Here is a 14,035-nt window from a genome sequence, read left to right on the forward strand (position 1 = left end):
GTGGCAACCCGGAGCCATACTGCCGCTCCCCCGCGGTAGCGGGTAGAGCATCGGCGGAAGTCTCAGAAACCGAAGTCTCTTGATGTCAAGATACATCACGTCGAGTGAACTGCGCGACGCATTCGACGTGGTGAGTCATGGGGAAGAGATCGAAGGCCCGCAGCGCCGTCAGCCGGTAGCCCATCTCCGCGAACAGCGCCACGTCGCGGGCGAGCGCGGCCGGGTCGCAGGCGACGTACGAGACGGCGCGCGGGGCCCGGTCGACGATCTGCGCGACGACGGCCTGCTTGGCGCCTTCACGCGGCGGGTCGAGCACGACCAGGTCGAACGGCTCGTCGTACTCCTCCTTGAGGACCTCGGCCACGCCGCCGGCGACTGCGGACGCGTGGCGCCACATGCCGAGGTTGCGCTTGGCGTTCTGCACCGCGGCCGCGTCACCCTCGATGGCGACGACCTTGCCGCCGTCCCCCACCGCCTCCGCGAGGTACGCCGCGAAGAGACCCACGCCGGCGTACAGGTCCAGGGCCTTCTCCCCCGGCTGCGGCTGCAGCTGCTCGAGGACAGCGTCGACGAGGACCCGCGGCGCGTTGGGGTGCACCTGCCAGAAGCCGTCGCTCGCGACCTGGAAGTCGCGCGTGCCGGCCGACGCCTCGACCGTGCGCGTCACCAGACCGGAGTCGTCGGCCGTCGCCGGCGCCGTGATCAGGCAGTCGTCGACCTCGATGACGTCGTTGGAGCGGTACTTGCGCAGGCCCTTGCGGCCGGGAGCACCCGGCAGCCCGACGAACGTCGTGCGGGTGCGCCAGCGCAGACCTCGCTTGAGCTCCCTGTCCCCACCCGAGCAGTCCTCGACGACCAGGTTCGCCACCAGCGGGTCAGCCGGGTCGAGCTTCGCGATGCGGAGCAGCTGCTCACGCACGACGGCAGTCTTGAGGGCACGCTGGGCGGCCGGCTTCACGTGCTGGAAGTCGCAGCCGCCGCAGAGGCCGGGGCCCGCGACGGCGCACGGCGCCTCCACCCGGTCGGCGGACGCCGTGAGGATCTCGACGGCGTCGGCGCGCCAGAAGCGGTCGCCCTCGGTGCCTTCCGTGATCTCGATGACCGCGGTCTCGCCGGGCAGGGAGTGGCGGACGAAGACGACACGCGTGTCGTCACCCACGGGCACGCGCGCGATGCAGAAGCCACCGTGCGCGATGTTGCCGACCTCGACCTCGAACCGGGTGCCGACCATCGATGCACCGCGCGCCTTCTTCTCGCGGTTGACCCGCTGGCTCCGGCGCTGCTGGGTGTTACGAGGGCGCTGCTGGCCGCTCATTCGTCTCCTTCTCCACGGGCATCGCCCTCTTCTCGGGTGCGGCCACGGCGGAGGTCTCCGGCGTGGACGCGGCCCTGCTCCCGACGTTCACGCTCGAGCGCAACTGCGGAGGACCGCAGCTGGAACGGCACGGACGTCACCATGATCCCGGGCGTGAAGAGCAGGCGGCCCTTCAGCCGCAGGGCGGTCTGGTTGTGGAGCAGCTGCTCCCACCACCGGCCCACGACGTACTCCGGGATGTAGACCGCGACGACGCCGCGGGGGTGTTGCTTCCGGACCTCGACTGCGTAGTCGATGATCGGACGGATGATCTCGCGGTACGGCGAGTGCAGGACCTTGAGCGGCACGTCGATGCCCCGCTCGTCCCACTGGTCCAGCAGCCGCTTGGTGGTGTCGTCGTCGATGTCGACGAAGATCGCCTCGAGCGTGTTGGGCCGCGTCGCCTTGGCGAAGGCGAGGGCGCGCAGGGTCGGCTTGTGCAGCTTGGAGACCAGCACGATCGCGTGGACGCGGGTCGGCATGACCTTGTCCTGCTCGTCGGCCTTGAGCTCCTCGGCGACCCGGTCGTAGTGCTTGCGGATCCCCTTCATCAGCACGAAGAAGAACGCCATCGCCAGGATCGCGATCCACGCGCCGGCGAGGAACTTCGTCAGCAGCACGATCACGAAGACGACCGCGGTCATCGCCAGGCCGAAGGTGTTGATGGCCCGGGAGCGGTACATCCGGCGGCGTTCGGCCGGATCGGTCTCGGACTTCAGGTGCCGCGTCCAGTGCCGGATCATGCCGAGCTGGCTGAGGTTGAAGGAGACGAAGACGCCGACGATGTAGAGCTGGATCAGTCGCGTCGGCTCGGCGTCGAAGGCGATGATCAGGACCATCGCGAGCGTCGCCAGGAAGATGATGCCGTTGCTGTAGGCGAGGCGGTCGCCGCGCGAGGCGAGGGCCCGCGGCGCGTAGCCGTCCTGCGCGAGGATCGAGCCGAGCACCGGGAACCCGTTGAACGCCGTGTTGGCGGCGAGCACGAGGATGATGCCGGTCGTGGCGACGATGAAGTAGAAGCCCGGCGGGAAGCCGTCGAAGACCGCGCGGGCGATCTGCGCGATCACGGTGTGCTGGTCGTAGCCCTCGGGCAGCGGCTGGCCGTGCAGCGTGAGGCGGTCGATGTCGTCGGGGTCGACGTACTTCAGGCCCATGCTGCGGGCCAGGCCGATGATGCTGATGAGCATGGTGATGGCGATGCCGCCGAGGAGCGCGAGGGTGGTGGCGGCGTTCTTCGACTTCGGCTTCTTGAACGCCGGCACGCCGTTGGAGATCGCCTCGACACCGGTCAGCGCGGCACAGCCGGAGGAGAAGGCGCGGGCAAGCAGGAAGATCAGCGCAATCTGGCCCAGGTCGCCCTCGTAGCCCGGAGCCGGCGCGATGGTCAGGTCGGCGCTCTCGACGTCCGGCAGGTTGCCGGTGATGCCGAGGAAGAGGCCGTAGATGCCCATGCCGATGACGCCGGCCATGAACGCATACGTCGGGATGGCGAAGGCCGTGCCCGACTCGCGCACGCCGCGCAGGTTCACGCCCGCGAGGAGGATGACGAGCGCACAGGCCCACGCTGTCTCGTGGTGGTTGATGAACGGCAGCGCGGATGCGGCGTTCTGCACGCCGGAGGAGATCGACACCGCGACCGTCAGGACGTAGTCGACCAGCAGCGCACTCGCCACGGTGACGCCCGCCGTACGACCAAGGTTGACCGTGGCGACCTCGTAGTCGCCGCCGCCGGACGGGTAGGCGTGGACGTTCTGGCGGTAGGAGAGGACGACGGTGAGCATGACCAGCGCGACCGCGAGGCCGATCTTCCAGCTGAACGCGTACGCCGTGACGCCGGCCGCGGACAGCATGATGAAGACCTCGTCCGGGGCGTAGGCGACCGACGAGAGCGCGTCACTGGCGAAGACCGGGAGCGCGATCCGCTTCGGAAGGAGCGTCTCCCCCAGCTGCGATGAGCTGAGCTTGCGGCCCAGGAGGATGCGCTTTGATACGTCGCCGACACTCACGAACGACGAGGCTAGTGCACCGCTGTCGTCGTGCCTGCGTTAGCGTCAGCGTGTGCACGTCGTGATCATGGGCTGCGGCCGCGTCGGTTCGACGCTCGCGCGCAGCCTCGAGGACCGCAACCACACCGTTTCGGTGATCGACAACAACGCAGACGCCTTCCGGCGCCTGGGTCCGTCGTTCAACGGGGAGAAGGTCGTGGGCTACGGCTTCGACCAGGAAGTCCTGGAGAAGGCCGGCATCCGGCGCGCCGACGCGTTCGCCGCGGTGTCCAGCGGTGACAACTCCAACATCATCGCGGCGCGCGTCGCGCGGGAGTCGTTCGGCATCCAGCAGGTCGTCGCCCGCATCTACGACCCGGGCCGCGCCGAGGTCTACCAGCGCCTCGGCATCACCACAGTCGCCACCGTCAAGTGGACCGCCGACCAGGTGCTCCGCCGCCTGCTCCCGGCCGGCGCCGAGCCGGACTTCCGCGACCCGTCCGGCACCATCCGCGTCGACCACATCGGCGCCCCCGAGGCCTGGATCGGTCACAAGATGATCGACTTCCAGATCCAGTCGGGCGCCCGCGTCGCGTGGATCGACCGCCTCGGCGAGGGCATCCTGCCCACGCGCGACACCTTCCTGCAGGAAGGCGACCGCCTCCACCTCGTCATGCGCGAAGAGACCGCCTCCGCGGCGTACGACGTCCTCCGCAACGGCCCCGAGGAGCACTGACCCACTCATGCGTGTAGCCATCGCCGGAGCCGGCGCTGTCGGCCGGTCCATCGCCCGTGAGCTGATCGGCAACGGTCACGACGTGCTGCTGGTCGACAAGGACCCCGACTCCATCCGCCCCGAGCGCGTCCCGAACGCCGAGTGGCTGCTCGCCGACTCCTGCGAGCTGAGCTCGCTGGAGGAAGCACGGTTCGAGCACTGCGACGTGGTCATCGCCGCGACGGGTGACGACAAGGTCAACCTCGTGACGTCGCTGCTGGCGAAGACCGAGTTCGGTGTGCCGCGCACGGTCGCACGGATCAACCACCCCAACAACGAGTGGCTCTTCACCGAGGCCTGGGGCGTCGACGTCAGCGTCTCGACCCCGCGCATCATGTCGGCGCTGGTCGAGGAAGCCGTCTCCGTCGGCGACCTCGTGCGCCTCTTCACGTTCCGCAAGGGCAACGCCAACCTCGTCGAGATGGTGCTGCCCGCAGACTCTCCGCACGTCGGCGTCCCGAGCGGCAACGTGCCGTGGCCGGCCAACTGCGCGCTGGTGACCATCCTGCGCGACGGGCAGGTCTATGCCCCTGACGCCGAGCAGCCGCTCGAGTCGGGCGACGAGCTGCTCTTCGTCGTGCCTGCCGAGGTCGAGGAGGAGCTCGAGAAGCTCCTCTCCCCGCGCTCGCACGGCTGACGCAGGCTCAGCCCTCGGCCGCGACCGGCGTCCGGTTGCGGCCGAGCAGCCACACCATCAGCGCGAGCGAGGCGAGCTGCAGCGGCCACCCCATGACCAGCTTGCAGGCGCCCAGGATGCCGACGGCGACACCGCTGTCGAGCGGCCCATGGCTCGCGAGCAGGTAGACCGGCGCCTGCACGACGACGCGCAGCACGCACGGCGCGACGAGCACCCAGGTGAGCTGGCTGCAGAGCCGGCGCACCCGTACGTCGTCGCGCCAGCCGGTCGGGTCACCGGTGACACTGCCGACCATGAAGCCGACCAGCGGCCACCGGGTGACGATCGACAGGATCAGCGCCGCCGCGTAGCCGGCGTTGTAGAGCAGGCCCGGCAGGAAGTAGGCCAGCGCCTGGTCGTCCGCGCTCCCGCCGCCGCGGGCAGCACGCCACGCGAACGCCGCACCGATGCCGATGCCGAACAGGGCGTTGACCGCGAACTGCACCGTCTGCCGCTGCACGACCCGCGCCAGCAGGGCGACCAGGGCCGCACCGAGACTGATGCCGAGGGCCAGCGGCAGCTCGCGCGTCGTCAGGAAGATGACGGTGAACAGGATCGTGGGCACAGCCGCCTCGACCATGCCGCGCCGGCCGCCGAGGGCGGTGCTCAGCTGGCGGCGTACGACGGCCTCGACCGTCTCCGTCGTGGCGTGGTGGTCGCCGGCACCGCGCAGGTCGGCGATGTCGTTCACGAGGTGAGCTCGTAGCGCGGGTTGAACATCACGCGGTGACCGTCCTGGACGCCGATCCGACCCTCGACCCGGATCGAGCGGCCCGGGCTGATCCCGGTGATCCGGCGGCGACCGAGCCAGACGACCGTGAGGACATCCGAGCCGTCGAAGAGCTCGGCCTCAAGCGCCGGCACGCCACCGCGCGGGCGCAGCGTCACCGTGCGGAGCGAGCCCTGCAGCTTGATGTGCTGCCGGTCGGGCGCGTCGGCGATGGCACAGCAGCCCGACCCCTCGACCGACTTCTGCAGCTCGCGGGCGTGCTGGTCGGTGCTGTCGGCCCAGCGGCTGATCGTGCGGCGCAGCCGCGAGCGTCCGTCTCCCATGACTCCAGCCTAGGCCGGTTTCAGACGCGCCGGGCGTCGCTGGGGACGGCGAGCGGCAGCGGGTCGCCCGGCGCCATCGCACCGGCACCCCGGCGGACGATGAGCGACAACAGTGCCTGGTCGTACGCCGGGCGGACCGCGTCGTCGCGGACGGGGGCACCGATCAGCGTGGCGCGGACGAACCAGCGCGGGCCGTCGATGCCGACGATGCGGGTCTCCTGGAGCACCTCGGAGCCGTCGGGGAGCTGACCGGGCACGCGGCACACGAGCTCGGTGCCGAAGCGACCGTCCGCCTCGGTGGCCGTGCCACCGCGCTGCGCGGCGTCGGCCGCGATCTGCGGGCGGATCTCGTCCCACATGTCGCCACCACGGCTCGCCGCGAAGGCCCGGACCTCGAGCGCGCCCTGGTCGCCGGCGAAGATGACGGACTGGACCTCGCCGCTCGCCTCCTCGACCTGCATCCGGATCTCGAATCCGTCGACGTGCGTCAGCACGATGCCGCCCAGGTCGACGCGCGGGGCGCCGTCCTCCAGGTCGACCTCGCTGATGTCGAGCGGACGCACAGGGGTGGCCGGTGCCTCGTCGGCGGCCGCGCCGCTGACCGGCGACGCCTCGACGGGAGCAGCGTTCTTCTTGCGCTTGTTGAACATCAGTGGGTGCTCCCAGCAGTGAGTGAGTCAGGGGCGGTGAACCCGCCGGTGGAGCCGTGGCCGCCGGCACCGCGGGAGGTCTCGTCGAGCGACTCGACCTCGATGAATCGGGCGCGCTCGACGCGCTGGACGACGAGCTGGGCGATGCGGTCACCGCGGCGCAGCTCGATCGGGGTGGACGGGTCCAGGTTTACCAGGCAGACCTGGATCTCGCCGCGGTAGCCCGCGTCGACGGTGCCCGGTGCGTTGACGATGGAGAGGCCGGACTTCCACGCGAGGCCGGAGCGCGGGTGCACGAGGCCGACGAAGCCGTCGGGCAGGGCCAGCGCGATGCCCGTCGGGACGAGCTGGCGCTCCCCCGGTGCGAGCGTCACGTCGACGGTCGTGACCAGGTCGGCGCCGGCATCGCCGGGGTGGGCATAGGCCGGCAGCGGCACGTCCGGGTCGAGCCGGACGATGGCGATGTCACACATGATTGCCGACCCTACCTGCGCGGTCCCACACCCGGGATGTCAGGATCTCTCCCGTGGAGTACGCCGAGCGACTGTTCGTCCCCCTGCGCTGGTGGGTGCAGGCGACCATGCTCGTCGCCACCTTCTGGCTCGCGCTCGTGGTCGCGGTGCCGCCGGTCGCGGCGTTCAGCATCATCGCGGTCATCGCCGCGCTCGTCGCCGCGGGCTTCCTGCGGTACGGCGCGATCCGGGTCCAGGTCACCGACGGCGAGCTCCGCGCCGGCCGCGCCCACCTCCCCCTCGGGTACGTCGGCACCGTGACGCCGCTCGACAAGGAGCAGACCCGCCTGCTGGCCGGTCGCGACGCCAACGCCCGTGCCTACCTCGCCATGCGCCCCTACGTGAAGCGCTCCGTGCGGATCGACGTCAACGACCCGCAGGACCCCACGCCGTACTGGCTGGTGTCGACGCGCCGTCCGAAGCAGCTCGCGGCCGCACTCGCTCGCTGAGGGCCCGTGCCGACTAGGGTGGGCTGCAACGTCCACCCCTGAGGAAGGCACCACCGTGGCAAAGGGTTCCAAGGCCTGGTCGATCATGTCGCTCGGCGCGGCTGTCGGCAGCGCCGCCGTTGCGAAGAAGACGCTCAACACCGGCTGGACCAAGGCCACCGGCAAGACCCCGCCGGCCAACCCGGCCGACCCCGACGTCAACGTCTGGGAGGCCGTCGCCTGGGCCGCCGCGAGCGGCACGTTCGTCAACATCATGAAGATGCTGGCCACCCGCCGCGCCGCGAACTACTACCTCAAGTCGACCGGCAACCTTCCGCCGGAGCTGCGGGCCGACGGCAACAAGGCGCCGTCCGGCAAGAAGCCGAAGAAGAAGTCGTCCGCCGACGACATCGCCGACATCGTCTCCGCCGGCGTCAACTGACTGCTCACAACGCCGAAGGGCGCCGTACCTCGGAGGTACGGCGCCCTTCGGCGTTGATGATGATCAGGCGCAGTCGCGGCAGGTCATCGTCTTCTCGTCAGCCAGCTGGCTGCGGTGGTGCACCAGGAAGCAGCTCATGCAGGTGAACTCGTCCTCCTGCTTCGGCTTGACCTCGACGCTGAGCTCCTCGTGCGAGAGATCGGCGCCGGGCAGCTCGAAGGATTCCGCGGCTTCCGCCTCGTCCTCGTCCACCTTGCCCGAGGTCTTGTCGTTTCGACGAGCCTTGAGCTCCTCGATCGAGTCTTCCTTCTGCTCTTCCTCAGTCTTGCGAGGTGCGTCGTAATCAGTCGCCATGCGTCTCTCCCAGGTCTTCGTCTACCGCGTCTACTCCGTGCAACTCCCGACTGCGGCGGGGCAGATTGTGCACCATCCCTCGCGCCGATGCACGTGTATCCCAGCGTTGCGTGCACGGAACTGTGAGCGCGTGCGGAGTATTCCCGATTTCCGGTCCCGGTCCGGACCGGTTGCAGGCCGTCTCAGCCCAGGAAGCCGCTGGCCACCGCCAGCGTGCGGAAAGCAGCGAATCCGGAGGACGGCGCCGCGATGACGACATCGCGGCCCGTCGCGCCCTTCGTGAGCTCCACCCGGGCGCCTGCCTCGCGGGCAACGAGCGCCGCAGCCGCGTGGTCCCACACCTGCACGCCCTCCTCGACGTAGGCGTCGGCGCCGCCCTCGGCGACCCGGCAGAGGTCCAGCGCGCAGGAGCCGAGGCGACGGATGTCACGGACCTTCGGCAGCATCCGGGCCACCGCGGCTGCCTGGACGCCGCGGACCTCCGCGGAGTAGCTGAACCCGGTGAGGACCAGGCGCTCGGCCAGCGGCGCCTCCGCGCGTACGCCGATCGGTCGACCGTCGCGGGTTGCTCCCCCGCCAGCCGTCGCGGCGTACTCCGTGCCTGAGGCGACGTCGATGACGACGCCGACGATCATCTCGCCGCCGCCCAGGTCGTCGGCGCGCTCGGCGGCGATGGAGACCGCGTAGTGCGGGATGCCGTAGAGGAAGTTCACGGTGCCGTCGATGGGGTCGACGATCCAGCGGATGCCGCTCGACCCGTCGATCGAGCGACCGCCCTCCTCGCCGAGGAAGCTGTCGTCCGGACGGGCCGCCAGGATCCGCTCGCGGATCAGGGCCTCGCTGGCCCGGTCGGTCTCGGTCACGACGTCGACGTCGCTCGACTTGGTGTCGGCGACCTCGACGGTGCCGGCGCGGGCCTCCCGCACGAGCTCCGCTGCCTCGCGGGCGACCTCGAGAGCCAGGGCCAGCAGATCGCCCGGACGCGAGGTGACCGAGGCGCTGGTCATCGGTCAGCCCCACCGACCGTGGGTCGGTCGCCCTGCTGGAGGTTGGCGCAGCAGTCCGGCGCGCAGCGGTCCCAGCAGGCAGGGAGGCCGCCCTCGGCGGGCCGGCCGATCGGGATGCCACGCTCGACGGCTGCGCGCTCGAGCACCAGCTCGCGGACCATCGCGACGAAGCGCGGGTCGATGCCGGCGGTGGCGGCGCGCACGTAGGTGATCCCGAGCTTCTCCGCCGTGGCCGCCGCCTCGGTGTCGAGGTCCCAGACCACCTCCATGTGGTCGGAGACGAAGCCGATCGGGATGGTCACGACGGCGGCGGTGCCGTGCTCGACGAGCTGGGCCAGGTGGTCGTTGACGTCGGGCTCCAGCCAGGGCACGTGCGGTGCGCCCGAGCGGGAGCAGTAGACGAGCTGGTGGCGGAACCGGTGGCCGGTCTCGAGACGCACCCGCTCGACGATCTCCTCCATCACGCTGCGGTGCTGGAGGTCGTAGGCACCGCCGTCGGGTCCGCTCGCGTCGTTCATCGCCGTCGGGATGGAGTGGGTGACGAAGGAGAGGTGCGCCGCCTCGCGCTCGGCGTCGGGGAGGTCGGCGACCGCGGTGAGCGTCGCGTCGACCATCGCATCGATGAAGCCCGGGTGGTTGAACGAGCGCCGCAGCACGTCGAGCTCGAGCTCCGTGCCCTCGGGCAGCGCGGCGACGGCGTCCGCGAGGTTCTCGCGGTACTGCCGACAGCTCGAGTACGACGAGTAGACGCTGGTGAAGAAGACCGCGGCACGCTTCACGCCGTCGGCCACCATCTGCTCCAGCGCCTCGCCGATGTAGGGGCCCCAGTTGCGGTTGCCCCAGTAGACCGGCAGGTCGAGACCGTTGCCGGCGAGGTCCTCGCGGATGGCGGCAAGGAACTCGCGGTTGCGGTCGTTGATCGGCGACTTCCCCCCGAAGTGGAAGTAGTGCTCACCCACCTCCACGAGCCGTTCGCGCGGGATGCCGCGGCCGCGGGTGACGTTCTCGAGGAACGGCACGACCTCCTCGGGGGCCTCCGGACCGCCGAAGGAGACCAGCAGGAGGGCGTCGTACGGCGAGGGGTCGTGCTGCATGCCCCCATCGTAGAGAGACGTGGCGTAGGGTTCGGGAAACGGAGTCGACCAGCGACCAGCCGGGCCATGTTTGTAAGGGACGTCACGATGCAGCACCTCTCGCTCACGGGGCTGAGCGATGACGGGCGCCGCCTGATGATGACCGACGGTGCGGGCAACGGGTTCTTCCTCGATGTCGATCACCGACTCCGTGCTGCTCTCCGTGACAACCGCACGACCGGCCCCGCTCCGAGGGAGAAGAAGATGGAGTCCACCCTTCGTCCGCGCGACATCCAGACCCGGATCCGGGCCGGTGAGTCCGCCGAGTCGGTGGCCACCGCCGCCGGCACGTCGGTCGACCGGATCATGGTCTTCGCCGCACCTGTCCTCGCCGAGCGCGAGCACATGGCCGAGCGCGCGCAGAAGGGTGCGGTCCGTCGCCGCGGCACCGCCGAGGCGGGGGCCCGGACCCTGGGTGACGCCGTCACGCTGCAGCTGCGTCCGCACGGCGTGCACGCAGAGGACGTCGAGTGGGACGCCTGGCGCCGCGAGGACGGCCGCTGGGTGCTGACCGCCGAGTACCTCTGCGACGCGCGCGCCGGCCAGGCCCGCTTCGCCTTCGACATCCCGGGCAACTACGTCCTCACCGAGAACGACGACGCCCGCTGGCTGATCGGCGACGCGCTCGAGACCTCCCCGGTGGCACCGCAGCGCGACGACCTGCAGCAGGCCCGCGAGCGTCGCCTGGCGCCGGTCGAGGACACCGAGCCGACTGTCCCGGTCTTCACCACGTCTCCCGAGGCGCCGTCGGCGCCCGTCGAGACGCCGGCCCCTGCCGCTCAGGCCCCGGTGGCCCCGACGCCCGCAGCCCCTGCCGCTCCGGCTGCTCAGGCCCCGGCTGCGGCTCCCGCTGCGCCGAAGCCGACCGCACCTGCCGCGGCTGCTGCGGCAGCGCGCGACGAGGTCCCGCTCGGCGAGGCGCCGGAGCGCACCGAGGAGCCGGCCCGCAAGCCCGTCCCGAAGAACAAGCGCGGTCGCGCCTCCGTCCCGAGCTGGGACGAGATCATGTTCGGCGGTCCATCGGAGCGCTGAGGGCGGCCTTCTCGACCTCGAGCACGGCCACCGAGTGCCGCTCCGCCTCGAAGGCGGCGTGACCACCGCGCACCCCGAAGAGCCGCTTGGACCACACCAGGTAGGCGACGGCGGCGAGGTTGACCAGCAGCGCCAGCACCTTGATCAGACTGATGTGGTGGGCCACCTCGTAGAGCTCCCACGGGATGAACGCCGAGGTGCCGACCACGGCGACGTACTCGCCCCAGCGCTTGAGCAGCCACAGCCCGATGCCCTCGAGGAACTGCAGGCCGGCGTACGCCGCGACGCCCACCGCCGCCCAGATCAGGGTGTCGTGGCCGAAGTGCATCGCCTTCTGGATCAGGTGGATCGGGCTGGTCTCCTGGACGTCGACATGCATGCGGTCGGCGATCGGCTTGAACAGCGGCAGGTAGGTGTCGAACCAGTGCTGCAGGCTGTTGCGCGCACCCTCGAAGCGGTAGATGCCGTAAGCGATGCCCGACAGGATCAGGCCGCGGATCAGGCGTTCGACGGCCAGCAGGCGCAGGATGAAGGCGTCCTTGAGCGCCTTGCCGCGCAGCACGATCGGCGCGGTGTCGGCCGGCCCGGACAGCTGCGGTGCGCCGGGGACGTACAGGTCGCACCGCAGGCAGCGCCACGCCTCTCCGGCGGGCGTCGTGACGTGCAACCGGGCAGCGAGCGCTTCCTCGTCGGGACGGAAGGTGACGTGCCCGCGGGCGCCGCACGAGCGGAGGTTCCAGTCACGCGCACGCGGCTTCAGGTCCATGCGCGCAGCATGTCAGGTCAGCGGGCGCGACCGGCGGCGATCCAGCCGGACCAGCTGCCGGGGTAGAGCGCAGCCGCGATACCCAGCGTCTCCAGGGCGAGGATGTCGTGGCACGCGGTCACTCCGCTGCCGCAGTAGACGGCGACGTCCTTGCCGATGCCCGCCCCGACGTGGCGATACGAGTCGCGCAGCGTGTGGACGTCCTGGAAGTGACCGTGGTTGTCGAGGTTCCACGCCGTCGGGTGGTTGACCGCGCCCGGGATGTGGCCCGCGACGGGATCGATCGGCTCGACCTCGCCGCGGAAGCGCTCGGGCGCCCGCGCGTCGATCAGCGTGCCCGCCCCGGCGATGCGCGCAGCGCCGTCCGCATCGACGACCGGCATCGAGCCGGGCACGCCGTGGAAGTCGCCGGGAGTCGTCACGACAGGGCCGGACTCGACCTCTCCCCCGGCCGCCGTCCAGGCCGACCAGCCGCCGTCGAGGACACGCACGTCCGGGTGCCCGTAGTGGCGCAGCAGCCACCAGGCGCGCGAAGCGGCGTGACCGGCCCAGTCGTCGTAGACGACGACGGGCGTCTCCAGGCCCACGCCGGCCCGCTGCATCGCAGCGACGAAGACCGCCGGCTCGGGCAGCGGATGGCGGCCGCCCTCGCCGGGTGGCGCAGCCAGGTCGGCGTTCATGTCGACGTACGCCGCCCCGGGGATGTGGCCCGCCTCATGATCGGCCGGACCACCCGGTCCGCCCATCCGGTAGCGGACGTCGAGGAGGACGGGACGACGTCCCGAGTCGAGCAGGGAGCGGAGCTCCTCTGCGGACACCAGCGGCGTCATGACGGCCGCGCCTGCGGCGTGTTCTTCGCGGTGAGCGCGGGGTCACGGGTGACGACATCGCCCAGCGCGGCGTCGATGCGGGACATCACCTCGGGATCGAGCTTCACGCCGACCGCCTTGACGTTCTCGTGCACCTGCTCGGGACGCGAGGCGCCGACGATCGCGGACGCCACGTTGTCGTTCTGGAGGACCCAGGCGACGGCGAGCTGGGCCGGCGTCAGGTCGACCTCGGCGGCGATCGGCACGAGACCCTGGACCGCGGTCAGCACGTCGTCGCGCAGCCAGCGCCCGACCATGTCGGCGCCACCCTTCTCGTCGGTCGCGCGCGACCCGGCGGGCGGCGGGGTACCGGGTAGGTACTTGCCGGTCAGCACGCCCTGGGCGATCGGCGACCAGACGATCTGTGACACCCCGAGCTCGCGCGAGGCGGGCACCACCTCGTCCTCGATCACGCGCCACAGCATGGAGTACTGCGGCTGGCTCGAGATCAGCTGGATGCCGAGCTCCTTCGCCAGCGCGTGGCCTGCGCGAATCTGGTCGGCGGTCCACTCGCTGACGCCGATGTAGAGCGCCTTGCCTTGACGGACGACGTCGGCGAACGCCTGCATCGTCTCCTCGAGCGGCGTCTCCACGTCGTACCGGTGGGCCTGGTAGAGGTCGACGTAGTCAGTCTGGAGGCGACGAAGCGATCCGTTGATCGACTCCAGGATGTGCTTGCGCGAGAGCCCCGAGTCGTTGTGACCGCGCGGTCCGGTGGGCCAGTAGACCTTCGTGAAGATCTCGACCGACTCACGCCGTTCGCCCTTCAGCGCCTCGCCGAGCACCGTCTCGGCGGCTGTGTTGGCGTAGACGTCGGCTGTGTCGTACGACGTGATGCCCGCGTCGAGCGCCGCCCGCACGCACTGCGTGGCGACGTCGTTCTCGACCTGGGACCCATGGGTGATCCAGTTGCCGTACGTGATCTCCGAGATCTTGAGCCCGCTGTTCCCGAGGTACCTGAAGTCCATGCCTGCGAGTCTGCACCGACGGTCAAGGACG

Annotated in this window: 17 protein-coding genes; 5 read left to right on the forward strand and 12 right to left on the reverse strand. The window is 70.6% G+C overall.

Annotation, left to right across the window (positions count from 1 at the left end; translation table 11 throughout):
- Positions 1-85: 85 nt before the first annotated feature.
- Together EPD65_RS02100 and EPD65_RS02105 are read right to left on the reverse strand one after the other, a co-directional pair.
- The gene (locus EPD65_RS02100; protein WP_131581492.1) at positions 86-1,315 is read right to left on the reverse strand and encodes a class I SAM-dependent RNA methyltransferase; all 1,230 of its coding nucleotides are present in this window, start codon (positions 1,313-1,315) and stop codon (positions 86-88) included.
- A complete protein-coding gene (locus EPD65_RS02105; RefSeq protein WP_131581494.1) occupies positions 1,312-3,360 on the reverse strand; it encodes an APC family permease in 2,049 nt (682 codons plus the stop codon). Before EPD65_RS02105 ends, EPD65_RS02100 begins: the two co-directional genes overlap by 4 nt.
- 67 nt (positions 3,361-3,427) lie before the next feature.
- On the opposite strand from EPD65_RS02105, the gene EPD65_RS02110 reads away from it, so the two are divergent.
- Together EPD65_RS02110 and EPD65_RS02115 are read left to right on the forward strand one after the other, a co-directional pair.
- On the forward strand, positions 3,428-4,075 hold the full coding sequence (locus EPD65_RS02110; protein WP_424450231.1) for a potassium channel family protein: 648 nt from the start codon (positions 3,428-3,430) through the stop codon (positions 4,073-4,075).
- Between the two features lie 7 nt (positions 4,076-4,082).
- Positions 4,083-4,751 carry a potassium channel family protein gene (locus EPD65_RS02115; RefSeq protein ID WP_131581498.1) on the forward strand — a complete coding sequence of 223 codons (669 nt, stop codon included), beginning with the start codon at positions 4,083-4,085 and terminating at the stop codon, positions 4,749-4,751.
- A gap of 7 nt (positions 4,752-4,758) precedes the next feature.
- Here EPD65_RS02115 and EPD65_RS02120 read toward each other — a convergent pair whose 3' ends face one another.
- From EPD65_RS02120 to dut, 4 genes are read right to left on the reverse strand one after another with little or no spacing between them, the layout of a single operon-like run.
- Positions 4,759-5,481: a DUF3159 domain-containing protein gene (locus EPD65_RS02120; protein ID WP_243640392.1), complete on the reverse strand. Its 723-nt coding sequence runs from the start codon at positions 5,479-5,481 to the stop codon at positions 4,759-4,761.
- Positions 5,478-5,843 carry an OB-fold nucleic acid binding domain-containing protein gene (locus EPD65_RS02125; protein WP_131581500.1) on the reverse strand — a complete coding sequence of 122 codons (366 nt, stop codon included), beginning with the start codon at positions 5,841-5,843 and terminating at the stop codon, positions 5,478-5,480. Before EPD65_RS02125 ends, EPD65_RS02120 begins: the two co-directional genes overlap by 4 nt.
- Before the next feature lie 20 nt (positions 5,844-5,863).
- Complete coding sequence (locus EPD65_RS02130; protein WP_131581502.1) at positions 5,864-6,493, reverse strand: DUF3710 domain-containing protein; 630 nt, start codon at positions 6,491-6,493, stop codon at positions 5,864-5,866.
- Positions 6,493-6,966 (reverse strand): dUTP diphosphatase, encoded by a 474-nt coding sequence (gene dut, locus EPD65_RS02135; protein WP_131581504.1) that lies wholly within the window; start codon positions 6,964-6,966, stop codon positions 6,493-6,495. Before dut ends, EPD65_RS02130 begins: the two co-directional genes overlap by 1 nt.
- Positions 6,967-7,019: 53 nt before the next feature.
- On the opposite strand from dut, the gene EPD65_RS02140 reads away from it, so the two are divergent.
- Positions 7,020-7,454 carry a DUF3093 domain-containing protein gene (locus tag EPD65_RS02140; protein ID WP_243640393.1) on the forward strand — a complete coding sequence of 145 codons (435 nt, stop codon included), beginning with the start codon at positions 7,020-7,022 and terminating at the stop codon, positions 7,452-7,454.
- 55 nt (positions 7,455-7,509) lie between these two features.
- On the forward strand, positions 7,510-7,875 hold the full coding sequence (locus EPD65_RS02145; RefSeq protein ID WP_243640394.1) for a DUF4235 domain-containing protein: 366 nt from the start codon (positions 7,510-7,512) through the stop codon (positions 7,873-7,875).
- A 63-nt stretch (positions 7,876-7,938) separates the two neighbouring features.
- On the opposite strand, the gene EPD65_RS02150 is transcribed toward EPD65_RS02145, so the two are convergent.
- From EPD65_RS02150 to EPD65_RS02160, 3 genes are all read right to left on the reverse strand, one after another.
- Positions 7,939-8,229 carry a DUF4193 domain-containing protein gene (locus EPD65_RS02150; protein ID WP_131581506.1) on the reverse strand — a complete coding sequence of 97 codons (291 nt, stop codon included), beginning with the start codon at positions 8,227-8,229 and terminating at the stop codon, positions 7,939-7,941.
- Between the two features lie 182 nt (positions 8,230-8,411).
- Entirely contained in the window at positions 8,412-9,236 is an 825-nt protein-coding gene (locus EPD65_RS02155; RefSeq protein WP_131581508.1) for an inositol monophosphatase family protein, read from the reverse strand.
- Positions 9,233-10,330, reverse strand: a complete 1,098-nt coding sequence (locus EPD65_RS02160; protein WP_131581509.1) for a ferrochelatase — start codon at positions 10,328-10,330, stop codon at positions 9,233-9,235. Before EPD65_RS02160 ends, EPD65_RS02155 begins: the two co-directional genes overlap by 4 nt.
- An 87-nt stretch (positions 10,331-10,417) precedes the next feature.
- Here EPD65_RS02160 and sepH point away from each other — a divergent pair, with 87 nt between their 5' ends.
- Positions 10,418-11,401: a septation protein SepH gene (gene sepH, locus EPD65_RS02165; protein WP_165872851.1), complete on the forward strand. Its 984-nt coding sequence runs from the start codon at positions 10,418-10,420 to the stop codon at positions 11,399-11,401.
- Here sepH and EPD65_RS02170 read toward each other — a convergent pair.
- Genes EPD65_RS02170 through EPD65_RS02180 form a run of 3 tightly spaced genes read right to left on the reverse strand, consistent with a single transcriptional unit; the run spans position 11,373 to position 14,004 of the window.
- Positions 11,373-12,167 (reverse strand): DUF2127 domain-containing protein, encoded by a 795-nt coding sequence (locus tag EPD65_RS02170; protein WP_131581511.1) that lies wholly within the window; start codon positions 12,165-12,167, stop codon positions 11,373-11,375. The two genes, sepH and EPD65_RS02170, sit on opposite strands and share 29 nt — an antisense overlap.
- Positions 12,168-12,184: 17 nt before the next feature.
- Positions 12,185-12,997: a sulfurtransferase gene (locus EPD65_RS02175; RefSeq protein WP_131581512.1), complete on the reverse strand. Its 813-nt coding sequence runs from the start codon at positions 12,995-12,997 to the stop codon at positions 12,185-12,187.
- The gene (locus EPD65_RS02180; protein ID WP_131581513.1) at positions 12,994-14,004 is read right to left on the reverse strand and encodes an aldo/keto reductase family protein; all 1,011 of its coding nucleotides are present in this window, start codon (positions 14,002-14,004) and stop codon (positions 12,994-12,996) included. Before EPD65_RS02180 ends, EPD65_RS02175 begins: the two co-directional genes overlap by 4 nt.
- Positions 14,005-14,035 lie beyond the last annotated feature (31 nt).

Origin of the sequence: Nocardioides jejuensis (genome assembly GCF_004337475.1) — a bacterium.
GTDB classification, from domain to species: domain Bacteria; phylum Actinomycetota; class Actinomycetes; order Propionibacteriales; family Nocardioidaceae; genus Nocardioides; species Nocardioides jejuensis.

Bases quoted from the DNA above. Each gene is read 5' to 3' on its own strand.
- EPD65_RS02130 (WP_131581502.1), bottom strand. From the start codon at position 6,493: ATGTTCAACAAGCGCAAGAAGAACGCTGCTCCCGTCGAGGCGTCGCCG.
- EPD65_RS02150 (WP_131581506.1), bottom strand. From the start codon at position 8,229: ATGGCGACTGATTACGACGCACCTCGCAAGACTGAGGAAGAGCAGAAG.
- EPD65_RS02100 (WP_131581492.1), bottom strand. From the start codon at position 1,315: ATGAGCGGCCAGCAGCGCCCTCGTAACACCCAGCAGCGCCGGAGCCAG.
- EPD65_RS02175 (WP_131581512.1), bottom strand. From the start codon at position 12,997: ATGACGCCGCTGGTGTCCGCAGAGGAGCTCCGCTCCCTGCTCGACTCG.
- EPD65_RS02180 (WP_131581513.1), bottom strand. From the start codon at position 14,004: ATGGACTTCAGGTACCTCGGGAACAGCGGGCTCAAGATCTCGGAGATC.
- EPD65_RS02170 (WP_131581511.1), bottom strand. From the start codon at position 12,167: ATGGACCTGAAGCCGCGTGCGCGTGACTGGAACCTCCGCTCGTGCGGC.
- EPD65_RS02155 (WP_131581508.1), bottom strand. From the start codon at position 9,236: ATGACCAGCGCCTCGGTCACCTCGCGTCCGGGCGATCTGCTGGCCCTG.
- EPD65_RS02125 (WP_131581500.1), bottom strand. From the start codon at position 5,843: ATGGGAGACGGACGCTCGCGGCTGCGCCGCACGATCAGCCGCTGGGCC.
- EPD65_RS02115 (WP_131581498.1), top strand. From the start codon at position 4,083: ATGCGTGTAGCCATCGCCGGAGCCGGCGCTGTCGGCCGGTCCATCGCC.
- sepH (WP_165872851.1), top strand. From the start codon at position 10,418: ATGCAGCACCTCTCGCTCACGGGGCTGAGCGATGACGGGCGCCGCCTG.
- EPD65_RS02160 (WP_131581509.1), bottom strand. From the start codon at position 10,330: ATGCAGCACGACCCCTCGCCGTACGACGCCCTCCTGCTGGTCTCCTTC.
- dut (WP_131581504.1), bottom strand. From the start codon at position 6,966: ATGTGTGACATCGCCATCGTCCGGCTCGACCCGGACGTGCCGCTGCCG.
- EPD65_RS02110 (WP_424450231.1), top strand. From the start codon at position 3,428: ATGGGCTGCGGCCGCGTCGGTTCGACGCTCGCGCGCAGCCTCGAGGAC.